15 protein-coding genes are annotated in these 16,068 nt (G+C 63.5%); 7 read left to right on the top strand and 8 right to left on the bottom strand.

Features of this window, described 5'->3' with window-relative positions; genetic code table 11:
* The first annotated feature begins 134 nt into the window (after positions 1 to 134).
* The 5 genes from LVS58_RS06595 to LVS58_RS06575 are packed head-to-tail and all read left to right on the top strand — an operon-like array spanning position 135 to position 6,634.
* Positions 135 to 3,602 (top strand): response regulator, encoded by a 3,468-nt coding sequence (locus tag LVS58_RS06595; protein WP_233690381.1) that lies wholly within the window; start codon positions 135 to 137, stop codon positions 3,600 to 3,602.
* The gene (locus tag LVS58_RS06590; RefSeq protein ID WP_233690380.1) at positions 3,599 to 4,420 is read left to right on the top strand and encodes a CheR family methyltransferase; all 822 of its coding nucleotides are present in this window, start codon (positions 3,599 to 3,601) and stop codon (positions 4,418 to 4,420) included. Before LVS58_RS06595 ends, LVS58_RS06590 begins: the two co-directional genes overlap by 4 nt.
* On the top strand, positions 4,417 to 4,992 hold the full coding sequence (locus tag LVS58_RS06585) for a chemotaxis protein CheB (RefSeq protein WP_233690379.1): 576 nt from the start codon (positions 4,417 to 4,419) through the stop codon (positions 4,990 to 4,992). Before LVS58_RS06590 ends, LVS58_RS06585 begins: the two co-directional genes overlap by 4 nt.
* A complete protein-coding gene (locus LVS58_RS06580; protein WP_233690378.1) occupies positions 4,986 to 6,212 on the top strand; it encodes a hybrid sensor histidine kinase/response regulator in 1,227 nt (408 codons plus the stop codon). The genes LVS58_RS06585 and LVS58_RS06580 overlap by 7 nt, the downstream gene beginning before the upstream one ends.
* A gap of 44 nt (positions 6,213 to 6,256) precedes the next feature.
* Positions 6,257 to 6,634: a response regulator gene (locus LVS58_RS06575; protein WP_003256176.1), complete on the top strand. Its 378-nt coding sequence runs from the start codon at positions 6,257 to 6,259 to the stop codon at positions 6,632 to 6,634.
* Between the two features lie 48 nt (positions 6,635 to 6,682).
* Here LVS58_RS06575 and LVS58_RS06570 read toward each other — a convergent pair whose 3' ends face one another.
* The 3 genes from LVS58_RS06570 to LVS58_RS06560 are packed head-to-tail and all read right to left on the bottom strand — an operon-like array spanning position 6,683 to position 9,323.
* Positions 6,683 to 7,264, bottom strand: coding sequence for a TetR/AcrR family transcriptional regulator (locus LVS58_RS06570; RefSeq protein WP_233690377.1), 582 nt, complete (start codon positions 7,262 to 7,264; stop codon positions 6,683 to 6,685).
* Positions 7,265 to 7,276: 12 nt separating this feature from the next.
* Positions 7,277 to 8,125 (bottom strand): 3-hydroxybutyryl-CoA dehydrogenase, encoded by an 849-nt coding sequence (locus LVS58_RS06565; RefSeq protein WP_233690376.1) that lies wholly within the window; start codon positions 8,123 to 8,125, stop codon positions 7,277 to 7,279.
* 13 nt (positions 8,126 to 8,138) lie between these two features.
* The gene (locus LVS58_RS06560; RefSeq protein WP_233690375.1) at positions 8,139 to 9,323 is read right to left on the bottom strand and encodes an acetyl-CoA C-acyltransferase family protein; all 1,185 of its coding nucleotides are present in this window, start codon (positions 9,321 to 9,323) and stop codon (positions 8,139 to 8,141) included.
* A 168-nt stretch (positions 9,324 to 9,491) separates the two neighbouring features.
* Between LVS58_RS06560 and LVS58_RS06555 the strand changes: the two genes are divergently transcribed.
* Entirely contained in the window at positions 9,492 to 10,502 is a 1,011-nt protein-coding gene (locus tag LVS58_RS06555) for an AraC family transcriptional regulator (protein WP_233690374.1), read from the top strand.
* A 107-nt stretch (positions 10,503 to 10,609) separates the two neighbouring features.
* On the opposite strand, the gene LVS58_RS06550 is transcribed toward LVS58_RS06555, so the two are convergent.
* Positions 10,610 to 11,047 (bottom strand): carboxymuconolactone decarboxylase family protein, encoded by a 438-nt coding sequence (locus tag LVS58_RS06550; RefSeq protein ID WP_233690373.1) that lies wholly within the window; start codon positions 11,045 to 11,047, stop codon positions 10,610 to 10,612.
* A gap of 200 nt (positions 11,048 to 11,247) precedes the next feature.
* On the opposite strand from LVS58_RS06550, the gene LVS58_RS06545 reads away from it, so the two are divergent.
* Entirely contained in the window at positions 11,248 to 12,444 is a 1,197-nt protein-coding gene (locus LVS58_RS06545; RefSeq protein WP_233690372.1) for a CynX/NimT family MFS transporter, read from the top strand.
* On the opposite strand, the gene pdxR is transcribed toward LVS58_RS06545, so the two are convergent.
* The 4 genes from pdxR to glcF form a co-directional block, all read right to left on the bottom strand.
* Complete coding sequence (pdxR, locus tag LVS58_RS06540; RefSeq protein WP_233690371.1) at positions 12,437 to 13,870, bottom strand: MocR-like pyridoxine biosynthesis transcription factor PdxR; 1,434 nt, start codon at positions 13,868 to 13,870, stop codon at positions 12,437 to 12,439. The two genes, LVS58_RS06545 and pdxR, sit on opposite strands and share 8 nt — an antisense overlap.
* 90 nt (positions 13,871 to 13,960) lie before the next feature.
* Entirely contained in the window at positions 13,961 to 14,299 is a 339-nt protein-coding gene (locus tag LVS58_RS06535; RefSeq protein WP_012051955.1) for a hypothetical protein, read from the bottom strand.
* Positions 14,300 to 14,439: 140 nt separating this feature from the next.
* Entirely contained in the window at positions 14,440 to 14,838 is a 399-nt protein-coding gene (locus LVS58_RS06530) for a heme-binding protein (protein ID WP_233690370.1), read from the bottom strand.
* Positions 14,831 to 16,066, bottom strand: a complete 1,236-nt coding sequence (gene glcF / locus LVS58_RS06525) for a glycolate oxidase subunit GlcF (protein WP_233690369.1) — start codon at positions 16,064 to 16,066, stop codon at positions 14,831 to 14,833. Before glcF ends, LVS58_RS06530 begins: the two co-directional genes overlap by 8 nt.
* Between the last annotated feature and the right edge of the window lie 2 nt (positions 16,067 to 16,068).

Below are 16,068 nucleotides of genomic sequence, written 5' to 3'. Positions count from 1 at the left end.
ATACTGGCTAAACGCCCTGCCAGACCTGTCAAAGCTGGTTAGACTCGCTTATCAGGACAGTGCAGTGGCAGATAACAATAACGACTGATCGGCCACTCTTTTCAATGGACTTTTTCTAGCTCGGGCGTTTTCTCATGATTCAAGCAGCCTCGATGGACCCGCGAAGCTTTCGCAAGCTGTTGAGCCGTAACATCGGCCTCCCCCTGGGGGTTGGCCTGCTGGGGGCCGTGGCCTTCGTCGCGGTGATCAACTACCTGCTTTCGGCCATGCAGTGGGTCGAGCACACCGACCGTGTGATCGGCAATGCCAGCGAAACGGTCAAGCTGTCGATCGACATGGAAACGGGCATGCGCGGCTTCCTGATCACGGGCGACGAGCGCTTCCTTGACCCTTACGAGGTGGCCAAGCCACGCATTATCGGCAGCCTGCAAAGCCTGCGCAGCATGGTCGAGGACAACCCGCAGCAGGTTGACCGTATTGACCGGCTGATGGCCTTGCAGCAGGCCTGGAACGACTTCGGCAACGAGATGATCAGCCTGCGCCGCAGCCAGGGCGATTACCAGGCCGCGATCGGCAATGGCCGGGGCAAGCGCATCACCGATGAAATCCGCAAGCAATTCGATGACCTGATCATTACCGAACAACAACTGCGCATGGCCCGTAACGAAAAAGTCAGTGCGGTCACCGTGACGGTGATTTCTGCTTTCGTGCTGTTCATTGTCGGCCTCAGTGCATTGCTGGCCTACCTGGGCCGTCGTGACCTGCTGGCACTTTCGGCGAGCTACGCTGAAAACCTGCAGGCCCAGCAGCGCTCGGCGCAGCGCCTGGAGCACCAAGCCTGGCTACGCAACGGCCAGACCCAGCTGGCGCAGCAGGTGCTTGGGCAACTGTCCTTGCCCATGCTTGGGGAGAATATTCTGCGCTTTTTTGCCTCTTATCTGGGCAGCGTGGTCGGCGCCGTGTACGTGCGCGACGAGCATGGCCGGCTGGTGCGCGTTGCCTGTTACGGCCTGAGTGCCGAAGAGCAGGCTCGCGAGCAGGTCGAGTCGGACCATCATGGCCTGTTGGCCCAGGCGGTCCGCGAAGGCCGCCTGCTGCGCCTGGACGATCTGCCCGAAGACTTCTATCGCCTCAGTTCCGGCCTGGGCAGCGGCTTGCCGCGCAGTGCAATGCTGATGCCGGCGACCGAAGACGGGCAGATCAACGGGGTGATCGAGCTGGGTTTCCTGCGCCCCTTGCAAGAACGGGATGAAGAGCTGCTGGAGCGGGTCGGCGGTAACCTGGGCATGTCGATCGAGAGTGCCCGTTATCGTCAGCGCCTGCAGGAGGTGCTGGCCGAAACCCAGCAACTCAATGAAGAGTTGCAGGTGCAGCAGGAGGAACTCAAGACTGCTAACGAAGAGCTCGAAGAGCAGTCACGGGTACTCAAGGAGTCTCAGGCCCATCTGGAAACCCAACAGGCCGAACTCGAGCAGACCAACGAACAGTTGTCGGAACGCACCGAAGCGCTGGACCGCAAGAACGATGAACTGAGCCAGGCGCAGCTGGAACTGCAGGCCCGTGCCGACGACCTGCAGCGATCGAGCAAGTACAAGTCCGAATTCCTCGCCAACATGTCTCATGAGCTGCGCACGCCGCTCAACAGCTCGCTGATCCTGGCCAAGTTGTTGGCTGAGAACGGTGAAGGCAACCTCAGTGAGGAGCAGGTCAAGTTCGCCGAATCCATCTATTCGGCCGGCAACGATCTGCTCAACCTGATCAACGACATTCTCGATATCGCCAAGGTCGAGGCCGGCAAGCTCGAAGTACGGCCCGAAACCACCCAGGTCGAGCGCCTGGTCGAAGGCTTGCGCGGCATGTTCCAGCCGCTTGCCGGTCACAAGGGGCTGGTCTTCGAGGTCAAGGTCGAGCCGCAGGTGCCGGCCACGCTGTTCACCGACCGTCAGCGCCTGGAGCAGATCCTCAAGAACCTGCTGTCCAACGCCATCAAGTTCACCGAGCGTGGCCAGGTCAGTATGAACGTCAGCTTCCAGGCTGACAGCGGTATCGTGTTCGCAGTCCGTGACACCGGCATCGGCATTGCGGCCGATCAGCAGCAGGCGATCTTCGGCGCCTTCCACCAGGTCGATGGCACCAGCAATCGCCGTTATGGTGGCACTGGCCTGGGGCTGTCGATCTCCCGTGACCTGGCGCATTTGCTCGGTGGCCAGATCAATGTCGACAGCAGCCTTGGGCAAGGCAGCGTGTTCAGCCTGATTCTGCCGGAGCGCTATGCCGCCGAGGCCGAAGACGTCGACCCGCAAAGCCTGCGCCCGGCCGTCGACGCGTTGCCGCCAGCACCGCAGGCGCCGGTGGCCGCCGCTGTCATGCGCCCGACGCCGGCCTTTGCCGACGACCGCGAGCGGGCCCCTTTCGATAACCGTTGCATTCTGGTGATCGAAGACGAGCCCAACTTTGCCCGCATCCTCTTCGACCTGGCCCATGAACTGGGTTATAGCTGCCTGGTGGCCCATGGCGCCGACGAAGGCTTCGAGCTGGCGGCCCAGTACATTCCGGATGCGATCCTGCTGGACATGCGCCTGCCCGACCACTCGGGCCTGACTGTTCTGCAGCGCCTCAAGGAGCAGGCCAGCACCCGCCATATCCCGGTGCACATCATTTCGGTGGAAGACCGTGTCGAGGCGGCCATGCACATGGGGGCGGTGGGGTATGCGGTCAAACCCACCAGCCGCGAAGAGCTCAAGGAAGTATTCGCTCGCCTGGAAGCCAAGCTTACGCAAAAGCTCAAGCATATCCTGTTGGTGGAAGACGACGACCTGCAGCGTGAGAGCATCGCCCGGCTGATCGGCGACGACGATGTCGAGATCACGGCCGTGGCCATGGCCCAGGATGCCCTTGAACTGTTGCGCCAGAACATCTACGACTGCATGATCATCGACCTCAAGCTGCCAGACATGCTCGGCAACGAGCTGCTCAAGCGCATGACCGCCGAGGATATCCGCGCCTTCCCGCCGGTGATCGTGTATACCGGCCGCAATCTCACCCGCGAGGAAGAAGCAGACCTGCTCAAGTACTCACGTTCGATCATCATCAAGGGTGCACGTTCGCCGGAGCGCCTGCTCGACGAAGTGACGCTGTTCCTGCACAAGGTCGAATCGCAGCTGTCCAACGAGCGTCAGCGCATGCTCAAGACCGCGCGTAGCCGCGACAAGGTGTTCGAGGGCCGCAAGGTGCTGCTGGTGGACGACGATGTGCGTAATATTTTCGCCCTGACCAGTGCCCTGGAGCACAAGGGCGCCATTGTCGAAATCGGCCGCAACGGGCGCGAAGCGATCGAGCGCCTGGAGCAGCACGACGACATCGACCTGGTGCTGATGGACGTGATGATGCCGGAGATGGACGGCTTCGAGGCCACCCGGCTGATCCGCCAGCAACCGCGCTGGCGCAAACTGCCGATCATCGCCGTGACCGCCAAGGCCATGAAGGATGACCAGCAGCGTTGCCTGCAAGCCGGTGCCAATGATTACCTGGCCAAGCCGATCGACCTGGACCGCCTGTTCTCGTTGATCCGTGTCTGGCTGCCGCAACTGGAGCGAATTTGACTAGCGAACGCAACACCGACATCGAGATCCGGCTGCTGATCGAGGCGATCTACCTCAAGTACAGCTACGATTTCCGCAACTATTCCGGCGCTTCGATCAAGCGCCGGATCCTCCATGCGCTGCGTCAGTTCGATTGCATGACGGTGTCTGCCCTGCAGGAGCGTGTGCTGTACGACCCGGGCATGTTCATGCAGTTGCTGCAGTACCTGACGATCCCGGTCAGCGAGATGTTCCGTGACCCTGACCACTTCCTTGCCGTGCGCAACGAAGTGGTGCCGCTGCTGCGTACCTGGCCCTCGATCAAGGTCTGGATCGCCGGCTGCAGCACGGGGGAAGAGGTGTATTCCATGGCCATCCTGTTACGTGAGGAAGGGCTGCTTGAGCGCACCATCATCTACGCCACCGACATCAACCCGCATTCGCTGGACAGGGCCAAGCAGGGTATCTACTCGATGCAGAGCATGCGCGAGTACGAGGAGAACTACCGCCTGGCCGGTGGCCGGCGAGACTTCGCCGAGTACTACACCGCCGCCTATGGCAACGCCATCATGGACAGCAGCCTGCGCGACAACGTCACCTTCGCCGACCACAGCCTGGCCACCGACAGCGTGTTCTCCGAGACCCAACTGGTGTCATGCCGCAATGTGCTGATCTACTTCAACAAGGACCTGCAGGATCGGGCGCTTGGTCTGTTCCATGAGTCACTCTGCCACCGCGGTTTCCTGGTGCTGGGTAGCAAGGAGTCGGTGGACTTTTCGGCCTACAGCGAACGTTTCGAGCCGCTGGTCAAGCCCCAACGGATCTTCCGTAAATCATGAGTGGCGTACGTGCAGTGGTGATCGGCGCCTCGGCAGGTGGCGTGGCGGCATTGTTCCAGGTGCTCGGCGCGCTGCCATCGGCGTTTGCCATACCGGTGCTCTGCGTGCTGCACCTGCCGGACGATCGCCACAGCCAGCTGGCCGGCGTGCTGCAGCGGCGGCTGCATCGGCCGGTGTGCGAGGCACGTGACAAGGAGAGGATCAGCAGCGGCCAGATCTATGTGGCGGGGCCGGGTTACCACTTGTCGGTGGAGCGCGACCTGACGCTGTCGCTGAGCCAGGAAGAACCGGTGCATTTCTCGCGCCCAGCGATCGATTTCCTGTTCATCTCGGCGGCCGATACCTATGGCGACAGCCTGCTGGGCGTGCTGCTTACCGGCGCCAACGAAGACGGCGCCAGGGGCCTTGCCTACATCAAGAACAATGGGGGGCGCACGATTGTCCAGGACCCTCGTGACGCACAGGTCGCCCTGATGCCGGAGGCCGCCCTGGCCCTGCACCAGCCCGACCATATTCTTACTCTGAGCGGTATCGGGCAGTTGCTCGCCACCCTGGAATACAGCGCATGCTAAGCCACACCATCGCCAAACTGCTGATTGTCGACGACTTGCCGGAAAACCTGCTGGCGCTCGATGCCCTGATCCAGGGCGAGGACCGCGAGGTGCACAAGGCACAGTCTGCCGAGGCTGCGTTGTCGTTGCTGCTCGAGCACGAGTTCGCACTGGCCATTCTCGATGTGCAGATGCCGGGCATGAACGGTTTCGAACTGGCCGAGCTGATGCGCGGTACGGACAAGACCAAGCACATCCCGATCGTCTTTGTCAGCGCGGCGGGCCGCGAGATGAATTATGCCTTCAAAGGCTACGAGAGCGGGGCGGTGGACTTTCTCCACAAGCCGCTCGACACCCTGGCGGTGAAAAGCAAGGTCTCGGTATTCGTCGACCTGTTCCGCCAGCGCAAGGTGCTTGGCCGGCAGCTGGAAGCCCTGGAGCAGAGCCGCCAGGAACAGGAGCTGCTGCTCAGCCAGCTGCAGGTGGCACGCTGTGAGCTGGAGCGCGCCGTGCGCATGCGTGACGACTTCATGTCGATCGTCTCCCACGAGGTGCGTACGCCGCTCAATGGCCTGATCCTGGAAACCCAGTTGCGCAAGATGCACCTCGCACGGGGCAATCTGGACGCCTTCAGTGTCGACAAGCTGCAGGCCATGGTCGAGCGCGACGAACGGCAGATCAACAGCCTGATCCGGTTGGTCGAGGACATGCTCGATGTTTCGCGCATTCGTACCGGTAAACTGTCGCTGCGGCCTAAACTGTTTGACCTGGGCCAACTGGTGCGTGGGCTGGTGGAAAACTTCACGGCGCAGGCCCTGGCCCTGGAAATACACATCGAATTGCAGCGTTGCGACGCGCTGAAGGGTGAGTGGGACGAATTCCGGATTGAACAAGTAGTGGCCAACCTGTTGTCCAATGCATTGCGTTACGGCGAGGGCAATCCGGTGCAGGTACGGGTGTTCGAGCAGGGCGGCATGGCCTGGGTGCAGGTGCAGGACCACGGCATCGGTATCAGCGTCGCCAACCAGCAGCGGATCTTCCAGCAGTTCGAGCGGGTCTCTGCCCAGCAGGCCAGCGGAGGGTTGGGCCTGGGGTTGTACATCTCCGAGCAGATTGTCCAGGCGCACGGTGGCCGGATACAGGTTGAAAGCGAGGAGGGCAAGGGTGCCACATTCACCCTGCAATTGCCGTTGGCAATACCCAAAGAACAAAAGGACCAGGCACGGGCAACCTCTGTGTAAGCCTGGGGTCTGATGGCCAACTTTAAGTATTTCAAGGCGTTAACATGAGTGAAGATGCACAAGATGTGGTTCTGGTCGTCGAGGATGAACCCGCGATTCGCATGATTTTGCGCGACTACCTGGCGGGCGAGGGGTACCACGTCCTGGTGGCCGAAGATGGCGAGCAGGCGTTTGCCATCCTGGCGAGCAAACCACACCTGGACCTGATGGTGACAGACTTCCGTTTGCCGGGGGGGATCTCGGGTGTGGACATTGCCGAGCCCGCAGTGAAGTTGCGGCCCGACCTGAAGGTGATTTTCATCAGCGGCTACCCGGCAGAGATTCTCGAATCTGGCAGCCCGATCACGCGCAAGGCACCTATCCTGGCCAAGCCGTTTGACCTGGATACCTTGCACGAGCAGATCCAGTCGCTGTTGCGCTGAGGCATCCGGCCTCTGCGCGGGGCAAGCCCGCGAAGAGGCCCTCTCAGGCTATCGCAGCGTCCGCTCAATACCGCCGACCAGCAAGTTTTCCATCAGCTCCAACCCTTGCGCTTCAGGCAATGCCTTGAGCAACCCCGGCAGCTGGTTGAGAAACGTCGCCAGAACGTGCGCTGTCGCGTCCAACGCTTGACCCGGCAATTTCGCTTGCGGTGCGATCAAGCGCAGCAAACCCGCCTCATAGCGCTTGCGCAACGATGCCAGGTGCGCCTGTTGCGCCTCACTCAAGCAACACAAATCCCGCTCGGCCAGCCGAAACTGCAGCGGCCGCTCGGCATGCAACTGCCAGTGCGCAGCAATCAGGCAGCTCAACGCCGATGCCCCACGGGCCATCGCCCGTCGGGCCTGGTCCAGTGTGGCCTGCAGCTCTTCGTACAACTCTTCGATCAAGTCGTACAGCAGGTCCTGCTTGCTGGGAAAGTGATGGTACAGCGAGCCGGCGGTCAGCCCCACATGGGCCGCCAGTTCGCGCATGCTGACCTGGCCAAAGCCCTTTTCGGCAAACAATGCCATGGCCTGGTCACGTCGCTCCTCAAAGTTGGCACAGCGCATTGCGGCATTGACCGGGGGCATGGCACTTGCTCCTCAGTAGGTGAAGAAACCGCGACCGCTCTTGCGCCCCAGCCAGCCGGCCGCGACCATTTCCTTGAGCAGTGGAGCAGGGCGGTATTTGCTGTCGTTGAAGCCTTCATGGAAGGCCTCCATGATCGCCAGCAGGGTGTCCAGGCCGATCAGGTCGGCCAAGGCCAGCGGGCCGATCGGCTGGTTGCAGCCCAGGCGCATGCCGGTGTCGATGTCCTCGGCACTGGCCAGGCCTTCCTGGCGCACGAAGATCGCCTCGTTGATCATTGGTACCAGGATGCGGTTGACCACGAAGCCCGGGCGGTTGCCGGCGGTGATCGGGGTCTTGCCGACTTTTTCGGTCACCACCAGCGCCTGGGCGTAGGTGGTGTCGCTGGTCTGCAGGCCACGAATGATTTCTACCAGCGCCATCATCGGCACCGGGTTGAAGAAGTGCACACCAATGAAGCGCTCGGGGTGCTCGATGCTGGCGGCCAGTTGAGTCACCGACAGCGACGAGGTATTGGTGGCGATCAGGCAGTCGGCGGCGACGTTGGCTGCCACCTGCTGCAGGATGCGCTGCTTGAGCTGCAGGTTCTCGGTAGCCGCTTCGATCACCAGCTGTGCAGCGCTGAGCTGGGTGTAGTCGGTGCTGGTGCGAATGCGTGCTTTGGCGGCTGCGGCTTTGTCGGCGTCGAGGGTGCCTTTGCTGACCTGGCGCTCGAGGTTCTTGCTCAAGGTGGCCACGCCGCGCTCAAGCGCAGCGTCGGAAACATCCACCAGTAGCACCTGGTAGCCGGCACTTGCGCACACCTGGGCGATGCCGTTGCCCATGGTGCCAGCGCCGATCACGGCGATCTGTTCAATGCTCATGTGTCAGTCTTCCTCAGACGCGTTCGAACACGACGGCGATGCCTTGGCCACCGCCGATACACATCGTGGCCAGGGCGTAGCGGCCCTGGATGCGCTGCAGCTCATGGATGGCCTTGGTGGCGATGATCGCACCGGTGGCACCCACCGGGTGGCCCAGGGAAATACCCGAACCGTTGGGGTTGACCTTTTCCGGGTCGAAGCCCAGCTCGCGGGCCACGGCGCAGGCCTGGGCGGCGAAGGCTTCGTTGGACTCGATCACATCCAGGTCTTGTATGTTCAGGCCGGTTTTTTCCAGCACTTTGCGGGTGGCCGGGATCGGCCCCAGGCCCATCAGTTCGGGCTCCACCCCGGCGTGGGCGTAGCCCACCAGGCGGGCCAGTGGCTTCAGGCCCAGGCGGCGCACCGCGTCACCTGTGGCCAACACCAGGCCGGCAGCGCCATCGTTGATACCGCTGGCGTTGCCGGCGGTGACGGTGCCGTCTTTCTTGAATACCGGCTTCATACCGGCCAGTTGTTCGGCGGTCACGTCAGCACGTACATGCTCGTCGACACTGAACTGCACGCTGCCCTTGCGGGTTTTCAGCTCCAGCGCAACGATCTGGCTGGCGAAGCGGCCCTCGGCAATGGCACGAGCGGCACGACGCTGGCTGGTCAGGGCCAGTTCGTCCTGCATTTCGCGGGTAATGCCGTGCTTGGCCGAAACGTTCTCGGCGGTGATGCCCATGTGGAAGTGCTGGAACGGGTCCTGCAGCACGCCAACGGTATAGTCGATGCCTTGCAGGTCACCCATGCGTGCTCCCCAGCGCGCCTGTGGCAGCAGGTAAGGTCCACGGCTCATGGATTCGGCGCCGGCTGCGACGGCCACATCGGTATCGCCCAGCAACAGGCCCTGGGCCGCAGAGACAATAGCCTGCAGGCCAGACCCGCACAGCCGGTTGACGTTGAATGCCGGCGTTTCCTTGGGGATGCCAGCGTTCATTGCCGCTACCCGTGCCAGGTAGGCGTCACGCGGTTCGGTGGGGATTACCGTGCCCATTACCAGGTGGCCGACTTGCTCGGCGGCCAGGCCCGAACGCTCGATGGCGGCGCGGGTCACGGCGCTGGCCAGGTCGGCCAGTGGCAGGTCCTTGAGGGAACCGCCGAAGCCACCAATGGCTGAACGGACGGCACTGACGACGTAGATTTCTGCGCTGCTCATAAGGGCTCCGATTGCGAAGGCGTGGCGGGACCGGGCCAGGCTCTGCGAGAATGGTTGGCGGCCCCGAAGTGGGATCGAGTCTAGGCAAAGGCTCTGTTGCAGCCTATGCCGGATCTGTTCAAACAACCTGGCACTTTTTGCCACTCAGCATAGACAGCGAAAACCGCCATGCGCGAAAGCGATTCAGTCGCCGTGTACTTCCTCAACGCCATGCTCCACGCCCTGCGCGACACCCCCGCCGAGCGTGACGCCCAGCTGCTTGCGGTGGGCATCGCTCCGCAGCTGCTCGATCAGCCTCAGGCGCGGGTGCCGGCCAAGGCGTTCGCCCAGCTGTGGCTGGCGTTGATCCAGCGCCTGGACGATGAGTTCTTTGGCCTCGACAGCCACGGCATGCCGCCGGGCAGCTTTGCCCTGATCTGCCGGGGTTTGATCCTCGAGCCGAACCTGGAAAAGGCCTTGCGCCAGTGCATGGGGGGCTTCGGCCTGTTCCTGCGTGACCTGCGTGGCAGCCTGACGGTACGTGGCGGGCGGGCGCTGATCAGCGTGCAGTCGAACATTGCCGACCCGTTGACCCGGGTCTATGCCGAGGAAACCTACCTGGTGCTGATGATCGGCATGCTGTGCTGGCTGGCCGGGCGGCGGATTGCCATCGACCGTACGGAGCTTGCGGTGTCGCGCCCGGCCCAGGAGGACGACTTGTTGCTGTGGGGGCCGGACCTGCGCCTGGGCAGCGGACGCACCGAAGTAGAGTTCGACAGCGCTTACCTGCGCCTGCCGGTGGTGCAGGACCGGGCGGCTTTGAAGACCTTCCTGCGCAGTGCGCCACAGGGCCTGGTGATCCGCTTTCGCAATCAGAACGGGCTGGTGGCTGAGGTGTATCGGCACTTGAGGGCATTGCACTATGGACAGTGGCCGACATTGGCCGCGCTGGCGCAGCAGCAGGGGGTCAGTGCCAGTACCTTTCGCCGGCAGTTGGAGCGGGAGGGGCGATCGTACCAGCAGATCAAGGATGAAGTGCGCCGGGCCATGGCCTTCGAGCGGCTGCGCGAAGGCGCGTTGAGCATTGCCGAAATTGCCGAGCAGGCGGGGTTTCAGGAACCGAGTGCCTTCCACCGGGCGTTCAAGAAGTGGACCGGGCAGAGCCCAGGCAGCTACCGGGCACGGCTGGCCGGGCGTTGATGTGTTGTCTGTGCCGGCCCTTTCGCGGGTACACCCGCTCCTACAGGGCAGAGAATTGTACGAGCGGGCTTGCCCGTGAATAGGCCAGCACAGGCCACCCGAAAAGATCAGGCCGGTACCATGGCAAAGCCGACGCCGAACCGGTTCCAGGCATTGATGGTGGCAATTGCCAAGGTCAGGTTGGCCACCTCGGCCGGCTCGAAGTGTTCCTGCAGGGCTTCATATTGCCCCTGCGGCGCACCCTGTTCAGGCAAGCGGGTCAGGCTCTCGACCCACGCCAGCGCAGCACGTTCACGCGGCGTGAAGTAGCGGGTTTCCTGCCACACGCACAAGGTCTGCAGGCGTGCTTCGGTCTCACCGGCCTTGCGCGCATCGTTGGCGTGCAGGTTGACGCAGTAGGCGCAGCCGTTGATCTGCGAAGCGCGCAGGCGTATCAGCTCCAGCAGCGAGTTTTCAAGGCCGCTGTTCGCCAGCGCCTGCTCCAGGCCGACCATGGCTTTGTAGGCGTGCGGCGCGTGTTTGGCCCATTCGATACGGTTGTGCATGGCAATCTCCAAGAGGGTGGGGCGGGTATGGCGCTACTGTAGCGCCGCTCATTGGCCACCCCGATAGCCAATTTTGCGCATAAGCGGGAGGCCAATCGTCCATTCAGGTGGCCACTGACCTGCATCCAATCTCTTCATTTCTGCCAAGCCAGCCGAGCCGGGATAATGGCCAGTTCCTGCTTCAAGAGAACCGACTCACAATGAGCGCTGTACTGAACCTGTTGCTGGTGATCCTGCTGGCGTTGAACCTGCGGCCGATCCTGACCAGTATCGGCCCGTTACTCGAACCCATGCGCGCCAGCACCGGCCTGGGTTACCAGCAGGCCGCCTTGCTGACGGCGCTACCGGTGCTGTGCATGGGCCTGGTGCCCCTGTTGCAACCATGGCTGCGACGCTGGGTCAGCGAGCACGGCGGCATGCTTGGGGGCCTGGCCGCGATAGCCTTGGCTTGCCTGTGGCGGTTGCAACTGGACAGTGCCTGGGCGCTGATCGCCAGTGCGCTGGTCGCCGGCCTGGGCGTGGCAATGGTGCAGGGCATGATGCCGGGCCTGGTCAACCGCTGGTTCCCCGGGCGTCTGGCCGGGGCGATGGGGCTGTACTCGGCGGCGCTGATGAGCGGCGGCGGCTTGGCTGCAGTACTCGGCCCACACATCAGCGGCCATTTCGGTTACTGGCAGGCGGGCCTGGGCGTATGGGCGATCCCGGCCGTACTGGCGCTGCTGGCCTGGGCCGTGCTGCGGCCAAGGCAGGAGGCGCCAAAGCTGACTGGTGTGGCAGGCGGGCACTGGTTCGGCAGCCGCCGGGCGTGGTTGCTGGCCCTGTACTTCGGCCTGATCAATGGCGGCTACACCAGCATGGTGGCCTGGTTGCCGGCTTACCACATCGAGCACGGCGGCAGCGCTCAGGGCGGTGCCGACCTGGTGGGCCTGATGACCGTTTTCCAGGTGCTCGGTGCGCTCGGCCTGCCGCTGCTGCTGCGACGCTGGGCAGACAGACGCCCGGGTTTGTGGCTGGCGTTGGCGATCCAGCTGGCGGGCTTCCTGGGACTTTTGCTGGTACCTGCGGCGGCTTCCGGGCTTTGGGTCGCCATGATCGGCTTTGGCTTGGGTGCCTGCTTCAGCCAGTGCCTGACGTTGACCCTGGAGCACCTGAAAACGCCTGCCGAGGCCGGCAGCCTGGCGGCGTTCGTACAGGGTATCGGCTTTATCATTACCGGCATCGTGCCGTATATCACGGGCTGGCTGCGGGATGTCAGTGGCGACTTCCAGGCTTCGTGGACGCTGTTGACCGTGACCGTGCTGGCAATGCTGTTGGTGACCGCGTGCTTCAACCCGCGCGGCTATGCGGCGGCTATCGCCCGGCCGACCGCTACAGGCAAGGCTGCACCGGTCAACTGAGGCGCTGCAGGGTATCGCGTACCCGGTCCAGCGCCGGGTCGATATCCAGCAGTTCGATGGCGCCGAAGCCCATCAATAGCCCCGGGCGTACCGGTGCCTCGCTGAAGAAGGGTGCCAGTGAATACAGGCCGACCTCTACCTTGCGCGCGAGGTTGGCCAACAGTTCCACGTCCACTTCGGGAGACGCCAAGGCACTGAGGTGGAAGCCTGCGCTGGCGGGGATGGCGCGCAACCACGGTGCCAGATCGCCGCCCAGGCGCGCCAGGATGCGCTCGCGGCGTGCACTGTAGACCTCGTGGCAGCGGCGGATGTGCTTGTTCAGGTGGCCTTCGCCAAGGAAGCGCGCCAGCGCCCACTGCAGCAGGGTTGGGCTGTGCCAATCGCTGAGGTGCTTGGCCACGCAAGCGGCCTGCAGTACGGCAGGCGGCAATATGGCATAGCCCAGGCGCAGCTCGGGCAGCAACGTCTTGGAGAAGGTCCCGACATAGGCTACCAGCCCTTGCCGGTCCAGACGCTGCAACGCGTCCGAGGCTGGCCCGTGGTAGCGGAACTCACAGTCGTAGTCGTCTTCGATGATCAGTGCACCCAGCTCGGCGGCCCGCGCAAGCAGGGCATGCCGGCGTGGCTCGCTCATCGGCATGCCCAGCGGGAACTGGTGCGAGGGTGTGACGTAGATCAGCCGGGTGCCGTCGGCGATCTGCTCCACGCACAGGCCCTCATCATCCACCGGCACCGATTGCAGGCGTGCCCCCAGGGCCAGGAACAATTGCCGCGCCGGCGGGTAGCCAGGGTCTTCCATGGCCACCTGGCAGCCCGGTTCGACCAGCACCCGGGCGATCAGGTCCAGCGCCTGCTGGGCGCCGTTGCACACCAGCAGGTCGGCTGCGCTGCAGTGCACCCCGCGCGAGTAGGCAATGTGGTGGGCAATGGCTTCGCGCAGTTCCGGCAAGCCCTGGGCCGGGAATTGGCGTTCGGGGTGGCGCTGGCTACGGCGCAGGGCGTAGTTCAGGCAACTGCGCCACTGGTCGAACGGGAACTGTGCCTTGCTCGAAGCACCACCGACGAAGTCATAGCGCGATGGCGCCTGCAACTGGCGTTGGCTGAGCACGGTGGCGCGTTGCTGCCAGCGCTCGAGGGATGCGGCGCCGGCCAGGGGGATGGTGGCTGATTCGTTTCTGCGTAGCGGATGGCGCGGGGTGACGAATGTGCCCCGACCGACAACCCCGCTGAGCAGGTTATCGTAGGTCAGCCGCGAATAGGCCTCGGCCACTGTCTTACGCGATACGCCCAGTTGTTCAGCCAGCAGACGGGTAGGCGGTAACTGGGTGCCGGCGGCCAGGTGGCCGCTGTCGATACCGTCGCGCAGTTGCTGGTAAAGCTGATCGGCCAGGCCTTTGCGGCCCTCCAGGCGAATGTGCAGTTCCATGGGCGGGTCCGGAGCGGAGGATGGCTCAGGATAGCGGATTGGTTTCGGCTGCGGTGTTTGTCACAGGCTATGAAGTTGACGAGCCAACGCTCAGAGCCGGGCGGTACTGACAGTGATATAGCCTTTTTCTGCCAGGGCAATGCGTATCACGGTTTCGTCTTCCGGCGCGTTGCGGTTGCGCTTGATGCGCACGCCTTCAACCGTCGACGCCTTCATATGCTCTGAAATGGCCCGCCCGTTCGCGTCGAAAAACACCTCGCTGGCCAGCAACTCGATGCGTTCGATCAATTGACGGGAATGCTCATCGGTGGCGCAGAAGAACATGACCCCCGACAAGTGCGGGTCGTTGTCGGGGTTGGTCATGTCATGGGCCAGCATTTCGCGCAGGCTGCTGCGCAGTTCGGCGATGGGGCGGGCGTACGGGTGCATGCGGAGCCTCCTCTGGATCGCGACCTTGCGTCCTCCAGTGCCGATCATGTTTTCTGTGGGCAAGGGCAGCAAGTAGGTCGCTTCTGAGGGCAGCGTAGGAAATGTCTCTAGATGCTGAAGCCGTGGTCGAATCGCCGGATCTACAAGGCCGCAGCCCCCGCCTTGGCCACTTGGGCATCCTGTTCGGATTTGACGCCGGATACACCAATGGCGCCCACCACCTGGCCTTGCACCCGCAGCGGCACGCCACCTTCAAGACTGGTCAGCAGGGGAGCGGTCACGAATGCAGTGCGGCCGCCATTGACCATCTCTTCATAATCCCGCGTCTCTTTGCGCCCCAGTGCGGCGGTGCGGGCCTTTTCCAGCGCGATGTAGGCACTGGCCGGTGCGCAGCCGTCCAGGCGCTCCAGGGCCAGCGGGTGGCCGCCGTCGTCGACCACAGCGATGGTTACGTTCCATTGTCGGGCCTGGGCTTCCTGGCGGGCGGCGGTCAGTACGCGGGCGATTTCGGTCTGGCCGATAACGAACTTGCTAAGCATGGGCGGGCTCCGGGTTCAAGGCTGCTTCGACGATTTCGATCCAGTGTCGCACGGGGGTGCGTCCAGCCCCATCGAGGTGGGCCTGGCAGCCTATGTTGGCCGTGGCAATGACGTGCGGTTTGCCGCTTTCCAGCGCATTCAGACGATTGTCGCGAAGTTGCAGTGACAGTTCAGGTTGGGTCAGCGAATAGGTGCCTGCCGAGCCGCAGCACAGGTGGCCATCGGGCACCGCGGTCAGGGTAAAGCCAAGCCGTGTCAGCAACGCCTCTACCGCACCGCCCAGCTTCAGTGCGTGCTGCAGGGTGCATGGGCAGTGGAAGGCCAGGCGCTGTTCGGCGCACAGGGCCAGTTGTTCGATCGGCTCATCGCGCAGGACTTCCACCAGATCGCGGGAAAGTGCACTGACCCGTGCCGCCTTGGCAGCGTAATGCGGGTCTTTTTCCAGCAGGTGGCCATATTCGCGGACAAACGCGCCGCAGCCGCTGGCGGTCTGCACGATAGCCTCGACACCCGCTTCGATGGCGGGCCACCAGGCGTCGATATTGCGCCGTGCCCGCTGCAGGCCTTGCTCCTGAGCATTCAGGTGATAGTCCACCGCGCCACAGCATCCGGCCTGCAGGATCGGTTGCACACTGATGCCCAGGCGGTCGAGCAGCCGTGCAGCAGCGGCATTGGTGTTGGGTGACAGGGCCGGCTGTACGCAGCCTTCCAGCATCAGTACCCGGCGCGCATGGCGCACTGCCGGACGCTGGCCGGGGGCGGTTACCTGTGCCGGCAACTTGCGTTTGAGTGAGGCCGGTAGCAGCGGTCGCAGGGCTTGGCCGCTGCGGGTCAGGGCCTTGAACAATGCCGGGCGCGGCACCACCGCACGCAGGCCCAGGCGCAACATACGCTGGCCGAGCGGGCGTGGCACCTGCTGCTCGACCACTGCGCGGCCGATGTCCAGCAGATCGTGGTACTTCACCCCCGATGGGCAGGTGGTTTCGCAGTTGCGGCAGGTCAGGCAGCGGTCCAGGTGCAACTGGGTGCTGGCGGTGACCGGCGCGCCTTCGAGCATTTGCTTGATCAGGTAGATGCGCCCGCGCGGGCCGTCCAGTTCGTCGCCCAGCAACTGGTAAGTGGGGCAGGTGGCAGTGCAGAAGCCGCAATGTACGCAGGTACGCAGGATGCGCTCGGCTTCGTCGGCGCGGGCCAGGCGCCGCGATGTTTCGCTAAGGTTGGTTTGCATGG

Source organism: Pseudomonas sp. JR33AA (genome assembly GCF_021378985.1).
GTDB classification, from domain to species: domain Bacteria; phylum Pseudomonadota; class Gammaproteobacteria; order Pseudomonadales; family Pseudomonadaceae; genus Aquipseudomonas; species Aquipseudomonas alloputida.
Note: the sequence above shows the minus strand (reverse complement) of the source record. Positions and strands in the feature narration are given on the sequence as shown.

Bases quoted from the DNA above. Each gene is read 5' to 3' on its own strand.
- LVS58_RS06545 (WP_233690372.1), top strand. From the start codon at position 11,248: ATGAGCGCTGTACTGAACCTGTTGCTGGTGATCCTGCTGGCGTTGAAC.
- LVS58_RS06570 (WP_233690377.1), bottom strand. From the start codon at position 7,264: ATGCCCCCGGTCAATGCCGCAATGCGCTGTGCCAACTTTGAGGAGCGA.
- LVS58_RS06580 (WP_233690378.1), top strand. From the start codon at position 4,986: ATGCTAAGCCACACCATCGCCAAACTGCTGATTGTCGACGACTTGCCG.
- LVS58_RS06530 (WP_233690370.1), bottom strand. From the start codon at position 14,838: ATGCTTAGCAAGTTCGTTATCGGCCAGACCGAAATCGCCCGCGTACTG.
- LVS58_RS06575 (WP_003256176.1), top strand. From the start codon at position 6,257: ATGAGTGAAGATGCACAAGATGTGGTTCTGGTCGTCGAGGATGAACCC.
- LVS58_RS06585 (WP_233690379.1), top strand. From the start codon at position 4,417: ATGAGTGGCGTACGTGCAGTGGTGATCGGCGCCTCGGCAGGTGGCGTG.
- pdxR (WP_233690371.1), bottom strand. From the start codon at position 13,870: ATGGAACTGCACATTCGCCTGGAGGGCCGCAAAGGCCTGGCCGATCAG.
- LVS58_RS06555 (WP_233690374.1), top strand. From the start codon at position 9,492: ATGCGCGAAAGCGATTCAGTCGCCGTGTACTTCCTCAACGCCATGCTC.
- LVS58_RS06565 (WP_233690376.1), bottom strand. From the start codon at position 8,125: ATGAGCATTGAACAGATCGCCGTGATCGGCGCTGGCACCATGGGCAAC.
- LVS58_RS06550 (WP_233690373.1), bottom strand. From the start codon at position 11,047: ATGCACAACCGTATCGAATGGGCCAAACACGCGCCGCACGCCTACAAA.
- LVS58_RS06535 (WP_012051955.1), bottom strand. From the start codon at position 14,299: ATGCACCCGTACGCCCGCCCCATCGCCGAACTGCGCAGCAGCCTGCGC.
- glcF (WP_233690369.1), bottom strand. From the start codon at position 16,066: ATGCAAACCAACCTTAGCGAAACATCGCGGCGCCTGGCCCGCGCCGAC.
- LVS58_RS06595 (WP_233690381.1), top strand. From the start codon at position 135: ATGATTCAAGCAGCCTCGATGGACCCGCGAAGCTTTCGCAAGCTGTTG.
- LVS58_RS06560 (WP_233690375.1), bottom strand. From the start codon at position 9,323: ATGAGCAGCGCAGAAATCTACGTCGTCAGTGCCGTCCGTTCAGCCATT.